General features: G+C 42.1%; 24 protein-coding genes. 8 read left to right on the top strand and 16 right to left on the bottom strand.

What is annotated here, in order from left to right:
- Positions 1-294: 294 nt before the first annotated feature.
- The 10 genes from EBQ12_RS11480 to EBQ12_RS11435 form a co-directional block, all read right to left on the bottom strand.
- Positions 295-1,389, bottom strand: coding sequence for a toxic anion resistance protein (locus tag EBQ12_RS11480; protein ID WP_125590054.1), 1,095 nt, complete (start codon positions 1,387-1,389; stop codon positions 295-297).
- A 14-nt stretch (positions 1,390-1,403) separates the two neighbouring features.
- The gene (locus EBQ12_RS11475; RefSeq protein WP_096880960.1) at positions 1,404-3,020 is read right to left on the bottom strand and encodes a YceG family protein; all 1,617 of its coding nucleotides are present in this window, start codon (positions 3,018-3,020) and stop codon (positions 1,404-1,406) included.
- Positions 3,021-3,090: 70 nt separating this feature from the next.
- A complete protein-coding gene (locus EBQ12_RS11470; protein ID WP_058336322.1) occupies positions 3,091-3,906 on the bottom strand; it encodes an HAD family hydrolase in 816 nt (271 codons plus the stop codon).
- The gene (locus EBQ12_RS11465) at positions 3,903-5,012 is read right to left on the bottom strand and encodes a cysteine protease StiP family protein (protein WP_125590052.1); all 1,110 of its coding nucleotides are present in this window, start codon (positions 5,010-5,012) and stop codon (positions 3,903-3,905) included. The genes EBQ12_RS11470 and EBQ12_RS11465 overlap by 4 nt, the downstream gene beginning before the upstream one ends.
- On the bottom strand, positions 5,005-6,336 hold the full coding sequence (locus tag EBQ12_RS11460) for a phosphoribosyltransferase family protein (protein WP_125590252.1): 1,332 nt from the start codon (positions 6,334-6,336) through the stop codon (positions 5,005-5,007). Before EBQ12_RS11460 ends, EBQ12_RS11465 begins: the two co-directional genes overlap by 8 nt.
- The gene (locus tag EBQ12_RS11455) at positions 6,320-7,513 is read right to left on the bottom strand and encodes an HpcH/HpaI aldolase/citrate lyase family protein (RefSeq protein ID WP_125590050.1); all 1,194 of its coding nucleotides are present in this window, start codon (positions 7,511-7,513) and stop codon (positions 6,320-6,322) included. The genes EBQ12_RS11460 and EBQ12_RS11455 overlap by 17 nt, the downstream gene beginning before the upstream one ends.
- A gap of 82 nt (positions 7,514-7,595) precedes the next feature.
- Positions 7,596-8,375 (bottom strand): TerC family protein, encoded by a 780-nt coding sequence (locus EBQ12_RS11450; RefSeq protein WP_125590048.1) that lies wholly within the window; start codon positions 8,373-8,375, stop codon positions 7,596-7,598.
- Positions 8,376-8,515: 140 nt separating this feature from the next.
- Complete coding sequence (locus tag EBQ12_RS11445; RefSeq protein ID WP_007498343.1) at positions 8,516-9,094, bottom strand: TerD family protein; 579 nt, start codon at positions 9,092-9,094, stop codon at positions 8,516-8,518.
- A 41-nt stretch (positions 9,095-9,135) separates the two neighbouring features.
- Positions 9,136-9,717, bottom strand: a complete 582-nt coding sequence (locus tag EBQ12_RS11440; protein ID WP_008342133.1) for a TerD family protein — start codon at positions 9,715-9,717, stop codon at positions 9,136-9,138.
- A gap of 20 nt (positions 9,718-9,737) precedes the next feature.
- Entirely contained in the window at positions 9,738-10,340 is a 603-nt protein-coding gene (locus EBQ12_RS11435) for a TerD family protein (RefSeq protein ID WP_008342134.1), read from the bottom strand.
- A 417-nt stretch (positions 10,341-10,757) separates the two neighbouring features.
- On the opposite strand from EBQ12_RS11435, the gene EBQ12_RS11430 reads away from it, so the two are divergent.
- Both EBQ12_RS11430 and EBQ12_RS11425 read left to right on the top strand, forming a co-directional pair.
- Positions 10,758-11,750, top strand: coding sequence for an LLM class flavin-dependent oxidoreductase (locus EBQ12_RS11430; protein ID WP_125590046.1), 993 nt, complete (start codon positions 10,758-10,760; stop codon positions 11,748-11,750).
- 212 nt (positions 11,751-11,962) lie between these two features.
- On the top strand, positions 11,963-13,003 hold the full coding sequence (locus EBQ12_RS11425; RefSeq protein ID WP_125590045.1) for an acyltransferase family protein: 1,041 nt from the start codon (positions 11,963-11,965) through the stop codon (positions 13,001-13,003).
- A 19-nt stretch (positions 13,004-13,022) separates the two neighbouring features.
- On the opposite strand, the gene EBQ12_RS11420 is transcribed toward EBQ12_RS11425, so the two are convergent.
- Both EBQ12_RS11420 and EBQ12_RS11415 read right to left on the bottom strand, forming a co-directional pair.
- Positions 13,023-13,805 carry a glucose 1-dehydrogenase gene (locus tag EBQ12_RS11420; protein ID WP_048001328.1) on the bottom strand — a complete coding sequence of 261 codons (783 nt, stop codon included), beginning with the start codon at positions 13,803-13,805 and terminating at the stop codon, positions 13,023-13,025.
- Positions 13,806-13,917: 112 nt separating this feature from the next.
- A complete protein-coding gene (locus EBQ12_RS11415; RefSeq protein WP_008342138.1) occupies positions 13,918-14,346 on the bottom strand; it encodes a cell wall hydrolase in 429 nt (142 codons plus the stop codon).
- Between the two features lie 539 nt (positions 14,347-14,885).
- On the opposite strand from EBQ12_RS11415, the gene EBQ12_RS11410 reads away from it, so the two are divergent.
- A complete protein-coding gene (locus tag EBQ12_RS11410; RefSeq protein ID WP_035390550.1) occupies positions 14,886-15,947 on the top strand; it encodes a DUF4352 domain-containing protein in 1,062 nt (353 codons plus the stop codon).
- A 303-nt stretch (positions 15,948-16,250) separates the two neighbouring features.
- On the opposite strand, the gene EBQ12_RS11400 is transcribed toward EBQ12_RS11410, so the two are convergent.
- The 3 genes from EBQ12_RS11400 to EBQ12_RS11390 all read right to left on the bottom strand — a co-directional run bounded on the left by EBQ12_RS11400 (position 16,251) and on the right by EBQ12_RS11390 (position 18,684).
- Complete coding sequence (locus EBQ12_RS11400; protein WP_125590041.1) at positions 16,251-16,589, bottom strand: hypothetical protein; 339 nt, start codon at positions 16,587-16,589, stop codon at positions 16,251-16,253.
- A 173-nt stretch (positions 16,590-16,762) separates the two neighbouring features.
- Complete coding sequence (locus EBQ12_RS11395) at positions 16,763-17,944, bottom strand: ABC transporter permease (protein WP_125590039.1); 1,182 nt, start codon at positions 17,942-17,944, stop codon at positions 16,763-16,765.
- On the bottom strand, positions 17,944-18,684 hold the full coding sequence (locus EBQ12_RS11390) for an ATP-binding cassette domain-containing protein (RefSeq protein WP_125590037.1): 741 nt from the start codon (positions 18,682-18,684) through the stop codon (positions 17,944-17,946). Before EBQ12_RS11390 ends, EBQ12_RS11395 begins: the two co-directional genes overlap by 1 nt.
- A gap of 160 nt (positions 18,685-18,844) precedes the next feature.
- Between EBQ12_RS11390 and EBQ12_RS11385 the strand changes: the two genes are divergently transcribed.
- Positions 18,845-19,546, top strand: a complete 702-nt coding sequence (locus EBQ12_RS11385; RefSeq protein WP_007498366.1) for a LytR/AlgR family response regulator transcription factor — start codon at positions 18,845-18,847, stop codon at positions 19,544-19,546.
- Positions 19,547-19,557: 11 nt separating this feature from the next.
- Positions 19,558-20,523, top strand: a complete 966-nt coding sequence (locus tag EBQ12_RS11380; RefSeq protein ID WP_125590035.1) for a sensor histidine kinase — start codon at positions 19,558-19,560, stop codon at positions 20,521-20,523.
- A gap of 35 nt (positions 20,524-20,558) precedes the next feature.
- Here the strand turns inward: EBQ12_RS11380 and EBQ12_RS11375 are convergent, their stop codons facing one another.
- A complete protein-coding gene (locus tag EBQ12_RS11375; RefSeq protein WP_125590033.1) occupies positions 20,559-21,488 on the bottom strand; it encodes an aldo/keto reductase in 930 nt (309 codons plus the stop codon).
- Positions 21,489-21,581: 93 nt separating this feature from the next.
- On the opposite strand from EBQ12_RS11375, the gene EBQ12_RS11370 reads away from it, so the two are divergent.
- From EBQ12_RS11370 to EBQ12_RS11360, 3 genes are read left to right on the top strand one after another with little or no spacing between them, the layout of a single operon-like run.
- Entirely contained in the window at positions 21,582-22,109 is a 528-nt protein-coding gene (locus EBQ12_RS11370; protein WP_241215639.1) for a DUF1453 domain-containing protein, read from the top strand.
- Between the two features lie 22 nt (positions 22,110-22,131).
- Positions 22,132-23,343, top strand: a complete 1,212-nt coding sequence (locus EBQ12_RS11365; protein WP_125590029.1) for a sensor histidine kinase — start codon at positions 22,132-22,134, stop codon at positions 23,341-23,343.
- The gene (locus EBQ12_RS11360; protein WP_125590027.1) at positions 23,340-23,996 is read left to right on the top strand and encodes a response regulator; all 657 of its coding nucleotides are present in this window, start codon (positions 23,340-23,342) and stop codon (positions 23,994-23,996) included. The genes EBQ12_RS11365 and EBQ12_RS11360 overlap by 4 nt, the downstream gene beginning before the upstream one ends.
- Positions 23,997-24,051: the final 55 nt, after the last annotated feature.

Genomic DNA, 24,051 nt, shown 5'->3' with positions numbered 1-24,051 from the left:
AGGTCTGGTGATTACAGTTTATACGCCGTATTACTCGTAAATCCTATAGAATGCTTCATAAACTACATATTTTACGGGGTATTTTCTCTCACCAGACAATATTTTACTGGAAATTCCTTATTGTGCTAAAAAATAAGTCGAATCCTTGTGGTAGCGGGCTTTTTCTTTCATGGGTGAACCATGCCCCTGAACAGGATTTACCCGAAAAAGGTCACATAAAAACCTTTTTTCTCAAATTTTAATCAAATTCATGAAAAAACTGCCTGCAACTTTCGTTACAGACAGCCTGTTTTTTTAGGACTCTAGGGCAGCTCTCTTAATATTATCTTGAAGTTCAAGCATACGTTTTGTTCCGTCCTCACGTAATCGTTTGTTTTCTTCTTCAATCTGCTTCGTCTCTTTCATCCCTTGTACAATCGTATTAAAGGATGATTCGATCGTTTCAATGTCAATGCTTGGACGACCTGATAATTTAGCAATCTCAACACTTTGACTTGAGATATTTTCAGCATTTCGTTTCAGCATTTCATTCGTTCTTCTGTCCAGCTCACTCATGGAATCAGCCACAAGCTTTTGTCTCTTCGCTGTTACCGCTTGAATGATTCCATTTTTGAAAATTGGAATCGTAATGATGAAGGCAGAGTTAATTTTCCCGATTAATTTCGTATTACCACGCTGCAGCAAACGGATTTGCGGTGCCGTTTGAAGTGCCACCATCCGTGCCATATCAAGATCATATACACGTTCTTCAAGCGCTTGAATCCCATTACGAAGCGTATCCAGCTCCATTTGTGCCAGCTGGTTTCCCCCCGCCGCTTTTTCTTCATAAGAAGGAACCAATTGTTTTAATTCTTCGATCTTCATTTGCCCTGCGACGACATACTTTTCAAGCTCCATATAGTATTGAATGTTATGCTCATACATTTCTTCAAGCGTAACCGTCGATATGGTCATTTCATCTTTGTATTTACTAATTTCCACATTGATTTTTTCAATTTCTGCACCGAGCGTTTGATATTTGCTGAAAATCTTTTCGATCATGCTGCCGCCGCGTTTAAAGATTTTTGATAACAAACCACCCTTAGGCTCGTCAAAATCATTTTTATCAAAACGATCCATAATTTTTCCAAGCTGTGTAAGCATCGTTCCTGAGTCTGTGACACTTGTTGAACGCATCATAGAGAGAATACGGTCAGAAAACTTAGAGATTTCGACAGCCGGCTGTTTTCCGTATTCAAGCAGTTCAAGCTGATTTTTGGCATCAATCTGTCTCGCAATGTTTTGGACTTCTGGTTCATTGCGCAGCTGAACGCGAATATCGTCTGCCTTTTCAATCGTGATTTCCTCTTTATCAATTGAAATGATGTCATTTCCGTTTGTATTTGTCATAAGCTTTGATCTCCTTATCGGTTTTTAATGGATTGAAATAACTTTCTCACAATGGACGGCTCTTTAAACTCTTGGTTCATGACCATTTCATCAAGCCAATGTGTATCAAATAATTGATCGTCTATATACCGCTCTATACACTGATAGCCGGCGGGATGATAGACGAAGAGATCCACACCCATTTCATTTAGGAAAATCAGGGCAGCCGCATCAGAACGAGTCAGCTCACCATTATATTCCGTATGGTATAAAATCACTTTCGGTACAGTCTGGGCATAATCAAAGGTTTGAATGAGTTCAATTACATCTTGGTTCATATGCAAAAGTTGCTTGAATAAATAAATACGCACATCTAATTCGGTCTCATGGCCTTCTTTTAACAGCTTCGGATGCTGACATATGCGAGAAATGGCCTCTGCGATCGCACGCTGCGTGCCCTCATATAAATGCGAGAACTGCCACACATTGCTTTTCATTAACAAATCAGGGTCAACCTCTCCTGCTTTAGAGAGTGCATGCTGATAATGAAATTGATAATTCGAAGACACTTCTTGTGTGAAAGGGAAATGACGAATCGTTTTCGTTTCTTTCCCCTCCATTAGCGTATGGATACGGTCCCAATATTCTCGCTTGTCTCTCGTCACCCCCATCATCTTCGCAAAAAGATTCGGAATCTGTATGGTGTCACGGTCTGCTTTGAAATTCGGGCGGATAAACGACCGTTCCTTTGCAATTAAAAACAGCTCATCATACGTTGTCTTTAGCGTAATAGAATGAGGGGTATGATCTCTGAATTGCCATGGCTTATACAGCATGGAATCTTCTGTGTGAAGTACCTCTTCAAGCTCTCTTGTCGAACGATACGCCACCGTTGATTTCCTCTCAGGCTTTTCAGTAGGGAACGGTTCAAGCTTTGACGTCCCTGGATACTGATCAATAAAAGTCAGCTTTTCTTCTGGATCTAATTCACGAAATTGATCCTTGCCCTCTGGATGAAACAGCACCACATCACAGCCAATCAGCATGACATAGTAAAGAAAATAAAGCTGACTTTTATTCGCCTCTCCATACCAAATGACAGCTGGCATTTTTTCTTCCATATTGCCTTCCTTCAGCCATGGTCCTAGATGATTATTTGAAAACTTCACTACATCTAGCAGCACGCGGCGGAAATCAGGATGCTGGAATCCCCCTTCATGCAACTGCTTGAAATGTTCAAACACCTGGATTAACGAAAGGCGAATATGCCGGTTCATCACTGGGTTTGGATGACGGACAATGAGCTGTTCACCATCTAAGAAAGCCACAAATCGATTCACGGACAATCCCTTTTCTTCCTGATTGATCATATGAATCCGCTGGAGCGCTTGAAAGTGCTCCGGCTCAATATGCCGGTTGAGGGTTTCACTTAAAATATGCATGCCGTCAGTTTCGTATAATTCATGTAAATAAATAAAATAATCGGTTGCATCATGCGGAGTTCCAAGGACGCGGGCAGCGAGACGCGGCAAGGATAAAGTGTGCTCGTCCTTGACGTAGCCATCTCGTTCAGGGAGCGGCTTTTTCAGCAGGTTTTTCCAGGCTTCCTGTTTCGCCCGTGTCTGGGTTACGTTGATTTCTTTATAGCTCACGCCGCTCCTTCCTTTCTCCTATATTTTCTCGAAAGCTACTACTATCATATCATTCAGCCTTCTACTTCTGCTATCGAATCGAAGGCTTTTTTGCTGTGTTCATCTTCTTTGCGACAGAAGCGGCGATTTCGTCTGCCGCCGCCATGCCAGAGGCTGTCGTCGGTTCAAGCGATAGATCAACATCTAAGACTTCCCCATGACTCGGAGCGAAGCCTTTATCCGCTTGACGTATGAGATCAGCATCTAACAAGGAGTCGCCCGCACCATATACATATTCAAGGTGTAGCCTTTCTTTTAGAAAAGCAACAGCAGCCCACTTATTGAGCGGCTTTGGAATAAAATACAGCTTTCGGCCCTGAAGGGAAACTTGCCAGCCTCTCTCCTCACCCCACAGCCTTAATTCAGCGAGCGGAATATGAGAAAGAAACTCGTCTTTCATAATTAAATAAAGAAATCTTCCCTCAGCTGTTCGAGTACGTTTCACCCAAGCGGCAACCGGAAGTTCAGAGATCGCCCGCAGCATATCTATCACTGGCATACACTCTTGCAGTCTCTCATCTACAATCGCCTGCCACTCCTCAAGTGGCTTGCCGTGATGAAGGATACAGCCGCCGTTTGTCGTGACGGCATACTCTGGTTTAATCTCTTGCTGAAAGAGAGTGATTCGTTCAAATTGTGCTGTCGTTCTTGTCGTCACTGGGATAAACCAGCCTGCTTGATGAATTGCCTGTAAGGATGCTTTCGTTTCAATAGACATGTAGGAAAGCGGCCGGTCGTCCAGCACCTCAATTAATTCGTATGCTCCCTTGTATGCATACTGCTCCAGCATTCGATGTGAGTATATCAGTGTCCGGTCTAAATCACTGGCAAATGCGATATTCTTCATGACGATTGCTCCAACGGGCGGATGAGTCCGCAGCATGTGTAGGACATGTTGGCATATTCAATGACGGGCACGCCTCTGTCCTCTGCGAGTAGTAAAATGTGCTTGAGCTTCTCCCGAGATCCAGGCTGAATGAGTATTTTCCAAGGGACTCTTCTGAGCAGCACACGGGTCGTCTCACCGACGCCCGGCTTAATCAGATGTGTATTGTCTATTTTAAACTCCTGACCAATTGCTTCAATGGATGTCATCCCACGCCAGTCAGGAGGCGTTCCTTGTGCGAGAAGGGTCTCTGCTTTCTCTTTTACATTTGCATCAAGTTCAGAAAACGCTTCTTCAATTGTATTGACATACAAATTAGAGACATCCTCATCAATGAGCTCTTCATAATACTTGGCCCCATGGAAATCATCGGCATGGATCCAGCGGTTGTTTAGCACCGTTCGACTAACTAGGCCAGAGACCGTTGAATTCAAGCAGGCACTTGGAATGAGGAAATCCTCTCTCGTTCCATAAACACTCGTACAATAACCAGGATCAGCAAGCACAGCCAGCTCACTCGAAAGACGAATTCCATATTTCTGTTCAAAATCAAGCACCGCTTTTTGAAGCTCTTTGGAAATAGCACCCTTTCCAGTCCAACCGTCAATAAAGGCAATCTCAAAACCTGGATGTTCTTTGAGGATATAATGCAGCGCATTCTCATCTATTCCACGGTCACGAATAATAGAGATGCTATAATGCGGCAAATCGAGACCATACGTCTTTCTGATATACCGTTTAATGAGCACCCCGATTGGTGTCCCAGCCCGTGCCAAGCTGCACAGAACGGTTTGAAATCCTCGCTTTTTCACAATTTGTTCTGCGACAATCGCTACGGCTTCCGCTACCTTTTGCTTACTTTCTTCAAGAGATTGATAGAATAAGTCCATATAAGATGCCGTCGGCTTATATTCAATTGGCAGCATTTCTGAGTAATGGGCACCGCTTTGAATAGAGCGCTCCCGCTCTTCTGTACTTTTCTCCATCTCAATCGATGATAAATCCTTGAGTAAGAAGGTTACGTCCTGCTCTGGATAGCTTCCCATCTTTGTATACACGTTAGCCATTCACCTTCACCTCATCTGATAAAGTCACAATATGCACATGCTTCACATGCCGCTCGGCAAATAAGTGGATCAGCGGCATCAAAGCTTCTTGAGACACCTTTTTCTCAAAAAACAAAAAGACATCATCGTACTGATCTTTAGGGATATTGTACACGTAGTGCTGAATGCGGGCATCCTCTGGACTCAAAAATGCGAATCCGTTTTGAACAGCGTACCCTTCCTTTTCAACCGGATGAATCGGACTTCTTGTCGTCGAATGAAAAAGGACACCTTCGCCCATATGAGCTGCAAGTCTCATCGGCACATACATCAATTCTCCTGTTCCTAAGCAGAGTGTCTGTTTTCCTTTTCGTTCTCGCTGAAGCTTCAGCCCAGCCTCAGCAACTGCTTGATCAATGGCGTCCGTGTCCACTGCGCTTAAACCGAAACGACCTGTTTCATGGATATACGGCGAATGCCCCGCCGGATTGACTGCATGGGAAAGTGAATATGGCACTTGCTTAAAGAAGGATTGAAGAGAATGAAAAGAGAGTTCAGGTCTTTTCTCTTGCGCAGCAATTTCATACGAATAAGCAGGCTCATCCAGCGTTGTCCCCCGAAACATCATCTGCCCTTTTAATAAAGATAATGATGTGATATTTACCCCTAGCTCCTCTTGAAGCTGAAGCATCGCTTCCTCGTGCTCCTCTGTTCTCCAATCTAAAATGGATAGAATCGTATAAGAGGATCTAGGGTGCTTTGCGTGCAGATCCCGAATGATATTCATATTTGTCCGGCCTGTCGTGACCTCATCATCTACTAGCACAATCGGGCGATCCGTCCGAAGTAAGGCGTCGTCTGCGTAGCAAAGCTGATCTGTCGCATGAGAATGTTCCTCTTCAAATACGAGTGAAGGATCAAGATCCAACAGCTGTTCACGTGTCGTATGAATGTAAGAGGCTCCTTCTATGACGTCATACACACCATGACCAAGCGCAGTTGCCGTTTCAGCAAAGCCAATCACAATCGGCTCGTTTACCGCCGAAAGCTTCTCTTTTTTGAGCGCAGCATAGGATTCAGTTAACTTAACATGATCATTCGTTTTTAGTGCTTCTACTACATCGTCTTGATGCGGGGGCGTCTTGCCTGTTTGTTCTTTTGCATAAGCCATTGCCAAAAGACCTGAGACGAGGAGTGGTTTCAACGGGTGAACAGGCATATGTTTCCCGAGCACCTTGCTAACAAATAAAAAGGCTCTCTTTTTGTTCACCCGTGCCGCCATGTCAAAAAGATGCTCTTTTTCAAGCTGAAGCGTACCCTCTTTGAGGTTAAGCTCCACCTCCATATGTTCCAAGATGTTCAGCGTATGCGGCTTCTGATTCTGTGAGTATGTCGATATAGCTTCTATTTTCATGAAACACCCCGTAAATGTCTGACTTCATTAAAATGTTTTCCGCCCAGCGATAGTGCGGCTTCGTTTCGTTCATTTTATTAGAAAAGGTACTCTTCATCACGCCGACTGTACCATCTGCATGCTCTAAAATACTTAATGCATCCATGTACTCTTCCTTTGTGACAACGTACATGCTTTGAACTGGCTTGAGATGTGTTGGATGGATGACTGTCTTGCCATGAATACCGTTTACCACATCCAGCCTCGTCTCTTTGAGCAGACCTTGCATATGATCGAGCTCAGATGATAAAGACTCACCGCTCTTAGAAACTGCACGGATGAATGGATTTTGTTCTTTTCGTGCCGGTCCAAAATGCTCCCATACAGCACCTGATATCACAAATGAACGACCAAAATAATTGATGATATCTGTGATCAACTCAGCAATGACTCTGATCTCATAAATGGTGGTCTCGCGATCACGGCGAATGCCGTACAATCCACACAGATCCGTTGCCCCAATGCGAATATTCAAAATATATTCCTCATCATTCAGCATGATCTGCTTTAACTCAGACAACACCTGATATCTCGTTTCTTTTTCTAATAAATCTGGTGTTTCTAAAATGGGCATTCCGTATAGTGTTTTCTGAGTTTGTGCTGAAGCTCGTTTCAAACTGTCTACATATTCCTTTGCATTGTGAACGGAGCACTTTGGAAACACAAAACCAGTCAGTAAATGAAGAGAGGAACCGAGCAAATCTGCCATTTTGAGCAGCTGTTTGGGCGAACGAACCCGAATAAATAAAAGCGGCAATTGCTCAGCCATTTCTGGAGAGTGATGAATTGTCTCAGAAAGGCAGGTCAATTGTGCCACTATATTCTGTTCAGCCATGTCCACTTCCTGATCACCAATGGCGTCCTCCAAGCAAAACACAACAGAGCAAAGCGCTTCATATTTCTGCGAAAGCAGCATGTCTGCTACATCCTGTCTTGTCGCAGGCATATACAAAGTAGCACCTAATGCATGCGCAAGTACATGCCTTGGCGTCAATGAATGAACTGCCGCCGGCCGCTTAAAAAAAATATCGTGCTGCCTCGTCTCTGATAAAAAACGAAAATATTGCATGCAGTGCCACCTCCTGTTGTAATGACTTGATGATTCAAAAAAGGATGGAGCCGCTAGTCAACTCCATTCCTTTTTGATCGTCCTATTCTTCTTTTGAAGCCGCAGCTTCGTTTGTTACACCTTGATGCTTCTTCTTATTGATTTTATGAACAATAAACGTTCCGATAAACGCTAGGATAATAATCGCAAAGAATGCGAGATGCGGGATTTCAATATGAGCAGCACTTAAGCCCATTTTGATGGCAATAATTCCAATGAGAATAAATGCAGTATTCTCAAGCTCAGGTATACGGTCGATGAGTACAAGGAATAATTGTGCCACTGTACGCATCATGAGAATTCCAAGCATTCCACCTAAAAGAAGAATCCATACTTCCTCAGATACAGCGAATGCAGCAAGAATACTGTCTACCGAGAAGGCAAGGTCCATAATTTCTACAGAAATAACAGTTGCCCAGAAGACGCCAAATACACGAATCATCCAGCCTTCTTTGTTCAATTCCTTCGCTTCGTCATCTCCGTCACCTAACCAGAAGTGCTTAATGACCAGCCAAGCTAAGTATGCAGCGCCTAGAACCTTAATCCACCAAAACTTAATAAGCAGCATCCCTACGCCAATGAATAGAAAACGGAAGAAATAAGCGCCAATTAATCCGTAGGTTAATGCCTTTTTACGCTGCTTTTCAGGTAAATGTTTCACCATAACAGCTAATACAAGTGCGTTATCCGCTGACAACAAACCTTCAAGCACGACAAGGGTCCCGATAAGCCCCCAAGAGACAGGGTCTGTTAATACCTCTGCCCACATATGCCAATCAAAAAACGAGGCATACGTGTCCAACATATGTTTCAAAATGTCCAACTGGTTTTCCTCCTATAAGTGTAGAAGCATCAGCAGGCTTTCGCCTGCTGTTATTCTTGATCGCTGTTTCTTTCTCACTTTGGAAAATACCCTCATATGAGTCATTGGCAGCGCCTCTTGAATGAAGTTGTTTCTTCTCTTTACACTTCTAACCCATAATTTTGACAAAGAGCTGCAAGTCCGCCAGAGAATCCGCTTCCGATTGCGTTAAACTTCCAATCGCTGCCGTGTCTGTATAGTTCGCATACGACGACAGCTGTTTCAATTGAGAAGTCCTCCCCTAAATCAAAACGAATCAATTCTTCCCCGCCCTCTTCATTTACAACACGAACAAATGCATTAGAGACTTGTCCAAAATTCTGGCTGCGTGCCTCTGCATCATGAATCGTAACTGTAATTCCGATACGATCAATGTTAGCAGGAATTTTCGAGAAATCAACGAGAATTTGCTCGTCATCTCCATCTCCTTCACCCGTACGGTTATCACCGGTATGAGTAACACTGCCGCTTGGATGCTGCAGATTATTATAGAACACAAAGTCTGTATCTTGTTGACAACGATTGTTTGCATCTACTAAGAAAGCCGAAGCGTCCAAATCAAATTCGGCTCCGCCTGAATATTTATTCGTATCCCAGCCAAGTCCGATCATCACTTTTGTCAGCCCTGGATTGGTTTTCGTTAAATCGACACGTTGTCCTTTTGAAAGCTGAATCGCCATATTCGTATCTCTCCTATCTTCTGAAAATATGAAAACGGGCGTTACCCAATATCTAAGCCGAAGTCTGTTGCAATGCGGGCAAGTCCGCCTTGATAGCCTGATCCAACAGCTGAGAATTTCCACTCTCCGCCATGACGGTATAATTCACCTACAATAATCGCTGTTTCAATTGAAAAGTCTTCCGCCAAATCATAGCGAATGAGCTCTTCATTTGATGCCGCATTTAAAATACGGACGTAAGCGTTAGACACCTGTCCAAAGTTTTGGCTGCGTGCTTCTGCATCATGGATTGTAATGACGAAGGAGATTTTCTCAATACTTGCTGGTACAGTTGAAAGATCAACATTGACCTGCTCGTCATCTCCGTCTCCTTCACCTGTACGGTTATCGCCTGTATGTACGATACTTCCGCCACCGCCAGTTGTTTGATTGTAGAAGACAAAGTCAGATGGAGAGTTTGCTTTCCCTGCTGCATCTAAAAGGAATACGCTTGCGTCTAGATCAAAGTCATGTCCGCCATCATACTTGTTTACATCCCAGCCAAGACCTACGACTACTTTTGTTAAACCTGGATTCGTTTTTGTTAAATCAATTTTTTGACCTTTCGCTAAAGAAATTCCCACTAGGAACCTCTCCCTTCTAATTAAATGTAGTTTCTCGTAATATCGGCAAGCTTCGCATCGTTTGTACCATTTCCTACAGCTACAAACTTCCACTCATTCTCGTGGCGATAAAGCTCTCCAACGATTAATGATGTTTTACCTGCATATTCATCTTTCAAATTATATTTCACTAATTCTTGATTGTTTGAACGGTCAACAATTCGGATGTAAGCATTTTGAATCATACCAAAGTGTTGGTTTCTTCTAAGTGCATCATAAATGTTCACAACGAACACCAATTTATTCACATTGCCTGGCACCTTGCTTAAGTTGACGAGGACTTGTTCATCATCTCCGTCTCCTTCACCTGTCAGGTTGTCACCTGTATGTTCAACACTGCCGCATTTGCTTTTCAAGTTACCAAAGTAAATCAGATCTTTATTTTCAACAAACTTATCATTTTTCAGCATCAGCACTGAAGCGTCACAATCAATATCAGCGCCGCCTCCGCCGCCAAACAGCTTTCCAAGAAAACCGCCGCCTTGTGATACAGGGTCCCAGCCAAGTCCAACTAGAATATTGGTTAGTCCTGCTTTTCCTTTTGTTAAATCAATACGTTGACCTTTTTCTAATGTAATCGCCAAATCAATCACTCCTCCAGCATAATAAAAATCTATTTATTAAGCGATGGACCCTATTAAAATCATCATACATGAAAATTCGACAAAATTCATGAAATGACATTGGAGCCTCTTACTCTTTTTTCTATTTACTAGTATATACGATCTATGTATAAAAGAGGTTTCAATATGATGATATTTTTTTAAAGAAAGATCCATGACAAAAATGATTCATGTCGTAAAAGAAGTGTTTCATGTGAAACATTGTCGAATATCCCCGTTACACAGCCTCTCGCTTAAAAACAGGGAGCGCAACCACTTCATATGTTGATATAGAAAATTCATGTAAATAGCTGTGATAAACCCTTTCATTTCCTTCCGTTCATGACTTTCTTTATACTTATGGATAGAATTCAACGTATTGATGAAAGGGTGTTGATGATGCCATCACTTCATATATTAGATCAAGTCGCCATCCCTAAAGGCCAATCCGCACAAGAAACATTGGTTCATACGACAGAGCTGGCCAAGCTTGCGGAAACACTGGGGTATGAGCGGTATTGGTTTGCTGAACACCACAGCACGAGAGGACTCGCGAGTACAGCGCCTGAAATATTAATGGCACATATTGCTTCACATACATCGACATTGCGCACAGGCTCTGGGGGGATTTTACTCCCGCAGTACAGCCCTTTTAAAGTAGCAGAAGTCACCCGCCAGCTTGAAGCCCTTTACCCTGGGCGGATTGAGATCGGGGTTGGTAAATCCCCAGGCGGAATTGAACGGACGAGACTCGCTTTGACAGACGGCGTGAAGAAAGAACTGTCTCAATTTGACCGCCAGCTGGAGGACCTTCTTTTTTACTTATCTGACAGCCTGCCTTCTGGTCATCGGCATGCAGGAGTGAAAGCGGCTCCGCTCATTGATTCTTATCCGCCAGTCTGGCTGCTTGGACTCGGGGAAAACAGTGCCATCCAGGCGGCATCACTTGGAATCAACTATATTTTCGGACATTTTATTCATCCTGCACGAGGCCGGCAAGCTTTTGAAGCGTATCGGTCACACTTTTCTCCATCCGTTTTCTCACGTCAGCCTCAGTCTATGTTTGCTGTCTTTGTGATCTGTGCAGACACAGACGAGGAAGCAAGCCGCATTGCCACCAGTACAGACTTATGGCTACTTCGGGTTGAAAAAGGGCTGGACAGTCGCGTTCCTTCTATAGAAGAAGCAGAGAACTATCATTACACTGAGCAAGAAAAGAAAAAAGTGTTACAAAACCGCCAGCGAATGATTGTTGGCTCAAAGCAAACAGTGAAAGAACAGCTACAAATCTTAATGGACCGCTATCAAACGGACGAGATCATGATATTAAACAATTCATTTGATCCAATGGAAAAACAGCGTTCCTTTGAACGAATCGCAGAACTATTTTGAAGCCAATCTTTCATTGGCTTCTTTTTTACATTGTCATAAAAAATGGGAAATGTAACATCGAGATGTCAAAAAGCTTCCTTCTGTCATCTGATCGCAAATGTGTCTTCTAATCGTTAGCGAACTGTAAACGCATGGTAGGTGTACCTTTTATATAGTAGAGGTACATATGAAGTAACGGTTTACAATGCTGAGAAGGAAGGAGATGACTGGCCTTGAATAAGCGACTTGACTGGGTGGATGCGGCTAAAGGAATCGGCATTCTGCTCGTCGTTATGGCACATGTACCCATTCCTGATTCATTCAAGCAATTTATATATTCTTTTCATATGCCACTCTTCTTTTTACTATCAGGTATGATGTTTCGATCATCCTCACAACCTGCTATGTCATTTATACAGAAAAAAGCGAAAAGCTTGCTCTTACCTTATCTCTATTTCTCCATTATTACGTACGTTTTCTGGTTCACGGTGACCCGATTTTTCGCCTTTAAGGGGCAAACAGATATTGATCCCTTCGTTCCTTTTACAGGGATTTTCATTTCAAATGCCGATGAAGCAAGACTGACGCATAACCCAGCCATCTGGTTTTTAACGACGCTCTTTTTAGTGGAAATGTTGTTTTTCTTAATGCATCGTCTGACAAAAGGAAAACCAGCTGTATTGATTTTACTGACCGTCCTTTGCGGCGGAGCCGGATATGCTTCCACGCTATTGTTAAACCAGAGTCTCCCTTGGAATGCCAACGTTGCATTAACGGCTGTTGTGTTTTATTCAATCGGATTTTTAGCAAAACAATGGTTTGTGGAATTAAAAACAGATCCTACCCTTCTGTTATGTACAGGTCTGCTTGTACTGACTGCATATATGCAAAGCTTTAATTCACGAATTGATATGCGGGTCAATGACTATGGGGACCTATTCATTTTTTATGCTTGTGCACTGCTCGGTTCAGCTGCTGTTATTTATTTAAGCTTCAAATTGAAAACGTCCACGATATTGACGTATCTCGGACGTCATTCCATTGTGATTCTCGTCCTGCAATTTGCCGGTATCGATATCATGAAGGCATTTGTTTATTACGGACTAGGCATCAATATCTCTGATACAACGCAGCTTTCTTGGACACTCTTTTATACGATCGGTACATTGCTGCTCATGGTGCCATGTATCTCTTTCTTGAGCAAGTATCCTATGCTGCTCGGCAAACCAGCAAAGTCAGCACACCGCTACAAAGAAAAAACATCCACCGGCTAATGGGGCGGATGTTTTTCTATTATTCATCATTTAATTGAGAAGGATAAAGTGTCATTCCTCCATCAACAAATAATGTAGCACCTGTAATATAGGCCGCTTCTTTTGATACGAGAAATGCAGCGGCGGACCCAATCTCCTTTGGCTCGCCAAACGTTCTCATTGGAATTTTCTCAAGCTGCTTTTGTTTTTTTTGTTCATCTTGAAGGTCGTCATTTGATTCCGTTGCCATCGTACCTGGTGCAATCGCATTAACCCGAATACCCGCTTCGGCATAATCAAGAGCCAGCGTCTTCGTCATCATATTCATTCCTCCTTTAGAAGTAGAGTAATGAACATTGAACGGCCGCGGGATCTCTTGATGGACACTGGATATATTCAAGATTGACCCTTTCACATCATGCTCCATCATATAGGCAATCGCTGCCTTTGCTCCTAAAAATGAGCCTGTGATATTCACATCAATGACCTTTTGCCATTGTTCCAACGTCATTTCATGCGGCATTGCTTCTTCACCGTTAAAGCCTGAATTATTGACGAACACGTCTAGTGCGTTAAAATTCTCCAGCGCGGCATCCATTAACGCCTGAATTCCTTCCTCTTTGGAGACATCTGCGTGTACTTTCACCGCCCTACCTCCATGCTGTTGAATGGCTTGTACTGTTTCTTCAGCCCCCTCTTCATCGCCTTTATAATTCACAACCACGTTCATTTGTTCTTGTCCAAATCTCAAGGCAATGGCTTGTCCTATGCCTTTAGAAGAACCTGTCACAATGGCTGTTTTCCCTTTTAAATCTTGATACATCTTCATTTCCTCCAATCACGTGCTTCATCTTGTTGATACACAATGGTTACCCATTTTGAAAAAAAGAAAAACACAATCCTCTTGAATACAAAGGATTGTGCTGTTCATCAAGCTAAAAGGTGTTATAAACATTCTCGCAAGTTTCAGCTGTGGGCTGGTAAAAGCAATGTGACTTATACCTTGCCACAAACGGCTGATTGTACCAAGTGGATGGACAATTTCCAGGCGGTTTGAAATACCAAAGGCTGAATTTCGCAGGCCAAAATCGTTCACCATTAATGTTCCTCCGTGCAAGTGTCTTTTCACTTTCTCGTGCTCGCTGATAAAAATAGCCATGCGTGACCGCCTCAAACGCATGCTCCTGATAAATCATTTGTGGAATCGTACGCAGCCCTTTAAAGTCAGAACAGTTGGCACGCAAACGATTGATGCCTACATTTCCTACAAGCAGCATCCCTTGTTTCCCTTCACCTTCCGCTTCGGCTCTCAGCAGTCTGGCCATTAAATCAATATCAGAGCTTGTCGCTCTTACCACTGCCATACATCCACCTCCCATTCATTTCTCTTTTATTTTATGTAGGGTTTCTGTGTAGATGACTGCCATTTTGAAGGGAAAAGACACATTCCGTGTCGAGAGCCTGTCTAAATACCTCAACATTTCGCTGGACAAGTGTCTCTATGTCAACAACACACAAACCTAGTGATCATACACATCACAGGAAAAAATATTCATTACTAACGACTCATTTACAAGTCATAAAAATCCTTCTATTTGCTACATCTTCTTCAAAAACAGTCATTTGAACCTATTCAATAATCCGACTCAAAACCTTAAAATATAAAATGTTGAGTTTTTACAGGAGATTTCAAACAATAAAATACACATTTCTCCTCTCAACATAGTGTCATTTTTACTACTTGAAGTGGATGAACCTTTCGAACGCACTGAGGTATTGACAGTACTTTCGCTTCATTCTACAGTAAAAAACATACAGTATTTTTCTTTTTGTGCAAAAAGAACGATATGAACTAAAGCTTTCCAATGAAATTCACCATAAAACCCGAGGAGGAAAACATCTCATGTTTAAAAAGAAATTATCCCTGTTTCTTCTGATTTTGTGTGTAACTGTTGTCGCTGCTGCTTGTAGTGGTGGAAAAGACAAAACTGCTGCGAAAGAAAGCGATACAAAAAAATCCCTTGATGCAGCTGAAGTAAAAGTAGAAAGTGCTGAGTACACTTTACCACCTCAATACGATACATCTGTTCAGGATGATCAATATGTCCTAAAAGTGAATGTATCAGTAAAAAACATCAGCAAAGAACCATTGAATGTGGATAAAAGCAACTTTACGCTTTACCAAGATGACGCTCAGGTGTCTACCATCTCTCCTGATGACTACAACGAAGTATTATCTTCAAGCTCTCTAAATGCAGGTAAAGTATCAAAAGGTGGTCTTTTCTATGTAGTTGATAAAGAAAAAGACTATCAACTTGTCTACACAGAGCCTGGTTCTGGATCGAAAAAAGATGACAAAACACTAGAATTCGATATTAAAGGAAAAGACTTGATGAAAAAGGCAGATACACTTCAAGCGTCTGCAAAAGCCCTTTCTTCTTATATTGATGTCATGATTTTTGGTAAGAAAAATGACGATTTCGAAAAACTAACAGGTGATAACAAATCAACTGTCGTCAACGAATTTGATAAATCATTCAAACAAGGCTATATTTCTTCTTCTGGTATTTCATCTAGCTCAGCAAAAGACGAAAACCTTGATAAGCTTCTAAAAGCTGTGAAAGAAACATTAGCTGAAAAATCAAAAGTATCAACGAAAACAAAATCAATCAGCGGTGATAAAGCTGTCGTGACTGTGACACTTACACCAATTGATGCAAGCCCGCTTGTCGATCGTTTAAAAGAAAAAGCAACTGAATTCTACAGCAAAAACCGTACAGCATCTTATGATGATGCACAGAAATATCTACTTTCTATCTATCCAGATGAATTTAAAAAATTAGGACCATCATCTTCTGAAGAAACAGTAGAAGTGAACATGAAGAAAAACGATATCGACCAATGGAAACTTGATTTGAACGACTACAAAACAAGCTCATTGGTTGAAAAGTTCATCAAGAACTAAAGAAAAACCCCCGTTTCCCGGGGGTTTTTTTAGTCTTTTTTCGATTGATGTCTATATTTGGTTCCAACATATATACAAGTAAAGAAGAAAAGCGTGACCCATATCCACAAGACATTCACCATCAATAATATGATGGCTACTATGATCAAAATCGTCAGATCAAGTTTCTTTTCTAGTTTTTTATGGGTAAGAACGAAAGTGATTAATAGAAAAGCGATGAAGCAGGTGATTCCATAACTGAAGACGGTTGGCAATTCTCGCATCTCCTTATCGGGAAGGCTTATACTGACAAAAAGAAGCATATTATGAAGAGGAATTCCCTTTTTCAGCATCATATTCTTTTATGATGTCAATTGGATCAATGGCATCGTCTTCTTGCATGTATTCCTCTACATAAGGAGTGTTTAATTTCTCGAACCTTTGCTCATCGTTTACTAAAGCAATATAAGTTTCATAGCCTTCATAATCAGATGGGAATAAATGTGCAACAGAACTACCTGTTTCTAAAGCTCTATCAATTGCATTTCTCAATTCTATCAGTCCTTTTTTATTCCCTAAAATGAAAGCTTCAAAATGATGTGTTTGCTGAGCATATATATTACATAATCCCAAAACATCATTGTCTTCTACTTGATCACTCATATACAAAACCCCTTTTAAGTAAAATTAAGTAAAATTTTACACGACTGAGCATTTTTATTCTATCACCTCATTCACATTGTGATCCCTTTTTTATCACTCACTTAAACATACAAAACAAAAAACTTGTAGAAAAAATCTACAAGTTCTTCATTTCTATCAATGAAATGTTCTTTCTATTTCGCAAGCATCCATTTCTCTTTCATAAACAACCTTCTCACGATGACAAACAAAATCATCACTGTCAGCGCCGAGGAGCCGAGCGTCAGGGCAATCGACATCGGGTCAACGATGCCAAACATCAATTGCTTGCATAGTGCGTGAATATTAAGGAATGGGATCGCAAAGTAATACGTATCTAGCTGCGTAGCGCCTGCTCTCATGGTTAAAAACATCGGAATCACACCTAGTGTAATGATCATGGACATGTACGATTGTGCTTCTTTCACTGAGCTTGAAACGACACTGAGCAGCAGTTCAATCATGGATACCATGAATGAGAAAATAATTAATGCCGCAAACATAACGCCGATGATGCTCCACACTTGATCCCCGAAGTTCAGCGCTTGTTTCAGTTTTTCTGTAAAGAGCAATGTAGAGAGCAGCAGCATGCCAATCGCCACAATGCCACTTAATATACCAAACATAGAAACAGCTAGCCATTTTCCAATTAAAAGCTGAAGTCTGCTGGCCGGTGTCAGGAATAAAGCTTCAATTGACTTTCTATCCTTTTCACCTGCTACGATATCAAGCGCAGCTGGCAAAGCACCTGAGATCACAGACGTCACTAAAATCATTGGAAGGAGAATCGACAGCAGCATGGTGGTCACCCCGTTTTCTCCATCCCCGTCCTCTCCTTCTTGCACATCAACCGATTGCACCTCAAACGGATGAATCACTGACGATTTGATCTGATCCTGTGCCAAACGCTTTTCTACGACTTGATTTTGATATTGTTCCAGCAATGATTGCAGCATTTGAACCGCAATCACTGAATCATCATCTGTTGGATACCCATGGACTTTAATGGCAAACGATGTTTGATGCTGAAGCATATCGCCTGCATCTTTTGGCATTTCTAGATAAGCATTTGCCTCACCGTCTTTAACGGCTTGCTGCGGGTCATCAAATGTTTCAAGTTTCAGGTTTTTCACTTCTTTGATCATGTCATTCATATCGGACGGAAGCTTTTCATTGATTGCGACTGTGTACGTTTTATCGCCTGGATCAGCGATCATGCTTTCGTAGAAAAACACGAGTCCGAGCATCGTCAAAAGAGGGATCAACACTGTTAAGAGCAACGTTTTCCTATCTCTGAGCGAATCTGTCATTTCTTTTAAAAAGACGGTTTTCCACATTATGCATTCCCCCTTGCGAGCTTCGACATAAAGATGTAATTCAAGTCTTCACTTTGTTCCTGTACATATAATTCTGGAAGCGTTCCTTTGTACACGAGCTCCCCTTGATGAATCATCATGACACTGTCACAAAGCAGGCTGACTTCTTCCATGATGTGGCTTGAAAATAGAATCGTTTTATTTTGCTGTTTCAACTGATGAATAAACTCTCTGAAAATATTACTCGATGTGATATCTAAACCTGTTGTCGGTTCGTCAAACAAAATAATGTCAGGGTCATGAATCAATGTTCTGGCAATCGCCACCTTTTGCTTCATCCCTCTTGAAAATCCTTTTACCTTGCGATCCATGTACTGCCTCATCCCGAATCGCTTTGCTAAATCCTCAATTCTTGCTTTGATCTCATGCTGATCCAAGCCATATAATTTCCCAAAGTATTCAAGGTTTTCACGAGCCGTCAAACGGTCATAAAGTCCCGTCTCACCGCCAAACAAGACCCCAATTCGCTTCTTCACTTCAGTTGCTTCTTTGACTGTATCAAAGCCTGCGACAGTGACTGATCCGTGCGTAGGTTCTAATAATGTGGCAACGGCGCGTAATAATGTGGTTTTCCCCGCTCCATTTTCTCCTAAGATGCCGACGACTTCTCCTTCCTTCACGGAGAATGTCATATGTTTCATCGCCTTTACGACTTTTTTCTTATCTGTAAACCAGCAACTACAATCGCTGAGAGTAATCATTTGGTTCGCCCCTTTCGACTATCTACGTCTATGATAGAAAAAATACCGCCTGTCTGACATAAAAATGTCGCGAAACGTCCTTTTTCTGTCTTGAAATGATCCATTTTAAAAAACAAATGGTAAAATAGACAAATAATAAGAAGAGTCATAGGTGATTTTTATGATAAAAGTAGGTCTTGTCGATGATTACCGAGTGGATTTAGAAAAGCTGCATGCCATTGTCGGCAGAATGGATGCCGTTGACATCGTTTTTGTGACGCAGTCAGCGGAGGATGCATATGAGAAGGTCAAACAGGGCGACATTGATCTATTGTTTGCAGACATTGAGATGCCTGGCATGTCAGGCTATGAATTAGCAGACCTTATTCACTCTCATGCACTGAATGTGGATGTTGTATTTGTGACGGGAAACAGTGGGTATGCTGTCCATGCCTTTGATTTGAATGTCCATGATTATATTATGAAGCCTTATCAAGCTGATCGAATCGCCAAATCCTTAGAGCGCTACATGTCCACCAAGCAGGAGAAAAGCATTCACGGACGGCTTCTCATCAAGCAGCAATCAGATATCCATGTACTGCAAAAAAAGGATGTCATCTTTGTTGAACGTACTGGCAGGTCGACGACCATTGTCACAACAACAGGAGATATTCAAACATACCAAACTCTCAACGAGTTAAAAGGTGATTTAGCTGAGAAAGACTTTATCCGCTCCCACCGCTCGTTTATCATCAATATTCATTACATTAAGAACTTTTCGGCGTATGCCAAAAATTCATTTATCGTGTCTTTTGAAGGGACTGATAAAAAAGCCATGATGACGAAGCAGCAATTAGAATATTTTAAGAAATACTACTTTTAAGGAGAACGAACGTGAACGCTTTCTATCTTGGATTTCGCATATATACGCTCATCTGGCTCGGTCTTGCAGTTCAAGCTGCTGCTAAAGCTGTTCTGCCTTTGTCATCAAGCATGGTGTGGCTTCTGACCTTTTGCATCTTGTGCCTTTACACCTTTTTCATTTACAAAAGGTTTTGGCTAGGTATGAATGGTTACATGATATTAGGCGCTTTTGTGCTCATCACCTGTTCAGGCATTTCACTTTTTCTCACGCACGGAAATGGACTAAGCCATCTTTTAACTGTCATCATCATTTTGACAGCCGATCTCCTTTCCTTCAAGATGATGCAAACGGAGCAACGATTAAATGGACGGCTTCAAGAGCTGATCCATGCTGAGTCGAGGACCAATGACTTGCTGCTTGAGCTGCGAAGTAAACACCATGAAACAGCTAGACATTTAAATGCCTTTTCCGCATCGAATGACGAGCATGAGATCAAAGATTTGATTCAGCAATACGTGAAACATTTTCCTTGGATCAAAGGGGAAAATGCTTATTTGGCCTCCACCCTTCATTCCTTTTTCCAGCGGGCTGAAAAAGAGGACATTGCCCTTTCACTAGATCTTCAAGCACCCTTTTCTTCTCTTCCTTTTTCTAAGGCGGATCAGGTGAGTTTTACTGGCAACCTGCTTGATAACGCATTAGATGCCGCCATTGAAGCGAAGCAAGCTGGGAACGAGGGAAGCATCTCGATCACGACTTCCATCCGGAGCGGGCTCTTTTTGATTCATTGTGAAAACAGTACTAAGGGCATGGAAAAACACATATTAGATCATCTGTTCAAGACGTTTGGCCGCTCGACAAAAGGCGGTGATCATCAAGGTATGGGTACTTATATCATTCATCAGCTTGTTGAAAAGGCAGACGGCACGCTTGATTTTACGTATCGTACTCCAAACCTGAGGCTCGTGATCAAGATTCCTCTCACAATGGCATAAAAAATAAGGTGCTACTTGGCACCTTATTTTTTATATTATGAAAAGATCTGATCGATTTCGTTGATTTCTTCTTTTGTTAATTGAACATCGTTTGTTTTCAAGTTTTGTAAGACTTGCTCGGCTCGTTTTGCACCAGGAATAATGGCATCAATGCCATCCTGCGCCAACAGCCACGCCAGCGCTACATGGGCTGTTTCGGCATGTTTTGATTGCGCAATGGTCTTCAGTTTGTCTACTTTTTCGAGGTTTTGAAGGAAAGCATCGCCTTGGAAAAGCGGGTCCTTTGCTCGAATATCATCAAATGTCGCATCCTTTGTAAACTTCCCAGTCAACAGGCCTGACGCCAATGGAAAATAAGGGATAAAGGAAATCCCATGCTCCACGCAGTATGGGAGAAGGTCTTGCTCGGCCTGACGTTTCAGCAGAGAATACTCTGATTGAAGCACGTCTAAGTATCCATCTCGATTAAAGGTTTGAAGCTGTTCAAAATCAAGGTTTGATGCCCCAATTGCCCGGATTTTCCCCTCATCCTTCATTTCCTTTAAAGTACCTGCCACTTCATCCAGCGGCGTGCGGCCGTCTGGGAAATGCATATAGTACAAATCAATATAATCGGTTTGGAGCCTCTTCAGGCTGTCTTCGACCTGCTGTCTTAAGAAATCACGGCTATTGTCCAGTTCGATTTGTCCGTTTACTTCTTTATGAGCCCCTTTTGTCGCAAGAACCAGTTCGTCTCTGCCGCCTCTTTTGGCAATGATCTCACCAATCAATTCTTCTGAACGGCCCAGCCCATAAATAAAAGCAGAATCTAAGAAATTGACACCATGATCAAGAGCAGTTTCTACTAGCTCCCGCCCTGCATCTTCACTCAGATTCGGGAATAAATTATGGCCACCTACTGCATTTGTTCCAAGCCCTATCGGATTCACCTGTAAATCAGTTCGTCCAAGCGTTACTTTTTTCAAAAGCTCATCTCCCTTATCTGCTTAATCATCCTTATTTTCCCATGAATCATTTTCAACATTCAAGTATTCTGCTCTCTGAAAATCAATCTGGAGGTGGACGCTTTGAAAGAAAAAGATTCGTATGATGAAGATATACTTAAACGAAAAGAGGTTCATCACATGACCATTCAAATTGTGATCATCATCGTCATTCTACTTTTAAGATCAGGCAAGGAAAAAGAAGTTCGTCCAATCAAACTTCTGATAGGTCCGATGATTTTATTAGCTGTTCTTTCTTATTCATTCATGCAGCATGTGCAAATCACTGCTAAGGGCCTGCTCGTAATGGCAGTCTTTGTACTTGTAGGTTTTGCAATCGGGCTATGGAGAGGTACACTATATAAAGTAACATTTGATCGTCAGTCAGGGCGTATTACTGCCGCAAGCTCTCTCTATGGAACCCTTTTTTTCATTGGGGTTATCCTGATACGTATGGCAGTTGGCTCATTTGTTCAAGACGGCGGTCATTCGCTGATGATCTTTGCAAATGGCCTGACATTACTGCCAGTCGGAAGCATGATTGGATTGCGGTTCATCCTTTTTAAAAAATATATGGCCCTCAAAGCATCTGCAGCCATTTAACTGACAGACAGGAGTTTTACACATGAATCTTCAGAAGCCACTCGAGCTTTTAGGTCAAATGAGACGAAAAGTAGTGTTAGGTCTTGTGTTGACGTATATGTATATTCAAATGTACGAGCCACTTTCTATAGGCGAATTGGTGTTTCGCACCTTCGCCTATTTGGTGTTTCTTCTTTGTCTTTTTCCAAAAAACAAGCTGGCACCTAAAAAGCAATTTTCCATGCTCTTCTTGATGTGGATACTGACACATCTCCTTTGGATCGTCACAGGACATCTGCAAGACAGTATCGGGCTCACCTTTTTTATGATTGGTTTTATTGCTTTTCGTTTTTCAGAGGCACATCATCCCTATTTATTCGGACTGATCTTTCTCACCAGTGGTGTAAGTTACTACGTGAATGGGCTTTCTTGGAGCATGGTCATCACCCTTCCATTATTCCAGCTGCTTGTGTATACCATTGTCTTGATCTCTAGAATGCGGCGGCGGGAACAAGAATTAAAGGAAGAACACTTCGGAGAACTTCAGCTGGTTCACCGTGAATTGTCAGACGCACATGAGAAATTGAAACAGGCTCATATCGAACTGGAAGAAGCGACGGTTCAGTCATTGCAATTTGCTGTGCTGGAAGAGCGAAGCAGAATTGCACGGGATTTGCATGACAGCATCGGCCACCAATTAACGTCTATGATTGTGCAGCTTCAATCTCTGCCCTACCGCTTAAAACAAGAAAAACCTGAACAGATGGCTCAAACATTTGATGAACTGATCTCCATTTCTAAAAACTGTCTCACCGAGGTCCGTTCCGTTGTTCATCATATGGCGGCAGATGATGCAGGACTTGGTCTTGCAGGACTCCGTAGCTTAGTGAAACAAGGAGAAATGACTGGAGAGCTTGAGCTTCACTTTTATACAGATCAGCTCACATATAAAAAATGGCCGCTCGCTATATCTGAACTGTTCTATCGTGTTTTGCAAGAAGCGATCACCAATACAATTCGGCATGCGCAAGCGACCACGATGAGTATTACATTATGTAATGATGATAAAGAGCTCATCATGCACATTGAAGATGATGGATATGTAAACGGCGGCAGCATATCATACGGGTTTGGCCTGTCAGGTATGAAAGCCCGCTGTGAGGCAGCAGGGGGAAATCTCAAGACCTCCATTCGTGATCCACATGGCTTCTCTATACTTGTTCAAATCCCAATCAAGGAGGATACCCTATCATGAAAAACCCTATTTCAATTGGCATAATTGATGATCAACCGCTGATTCGCCAAGGATTTCGTTATATTGCAAGTGCTCAAGAGGATATTGAGGTTATATGGGAAGCGGCAGACGGTCAGGAAGCAGTGGACCTTTGCGCTAGCCGCAAACCGGATGTCCTGCTGATGGATGTTCAAATGCCTATAATGGATGGTATCACAGCAACAGAGCACATTTTAAGTCAGCAGCCTGATATCAAAGTTGTCATTCTGACGACCTTTGATACAGAAGAATATGTCTTTGACGGAATCCGTGCAGGAGCAGTCGGTTATTTACTAAAGGACACATCGCCGGAGGACTTAATTGAGGCCATTCGAACGGCTTTTGCTGGCGAATCTGTGTTTAAAACGGCAGCCTCCGAGCATATGATGGCCCAGGCCCTTCAACAGGCAAATGATCGGCACCACACTCATTTTCTTCAAGAATCTTTTACAGAACGGGAACGTGACGTCCTGCAGCAAATGGCTTACGGCTTAAAGAATGAAGACATTGCTGATCAGTTATTTATTAGTGTAAGTACGGTAAAAACGCATGTCCATCGCATTTTGCAGAAATTAAATGCACAAGATCGGACACAAGCTGTCGTCTTCGCTATTCGTCATCGCCTTGTGAAATGAAAAATACCTCCACTTCAAGAATTTTATACAAAAAACATTTAAAACCCATGATAAA

The sequence above is a fragment of the Bacillus sp. 2B09 genome, from assembly GCF_003946835.1.
Taxonomy (GTDB): domain Bacteria; phylum Bacillota; class Bacilli; order Bacillales; family Bacillaceae; genus Bacillus; species Bacillus altitudinis.
This window is presented reverse-complemented; position numbering and strand designations above follow the sequence as displayed.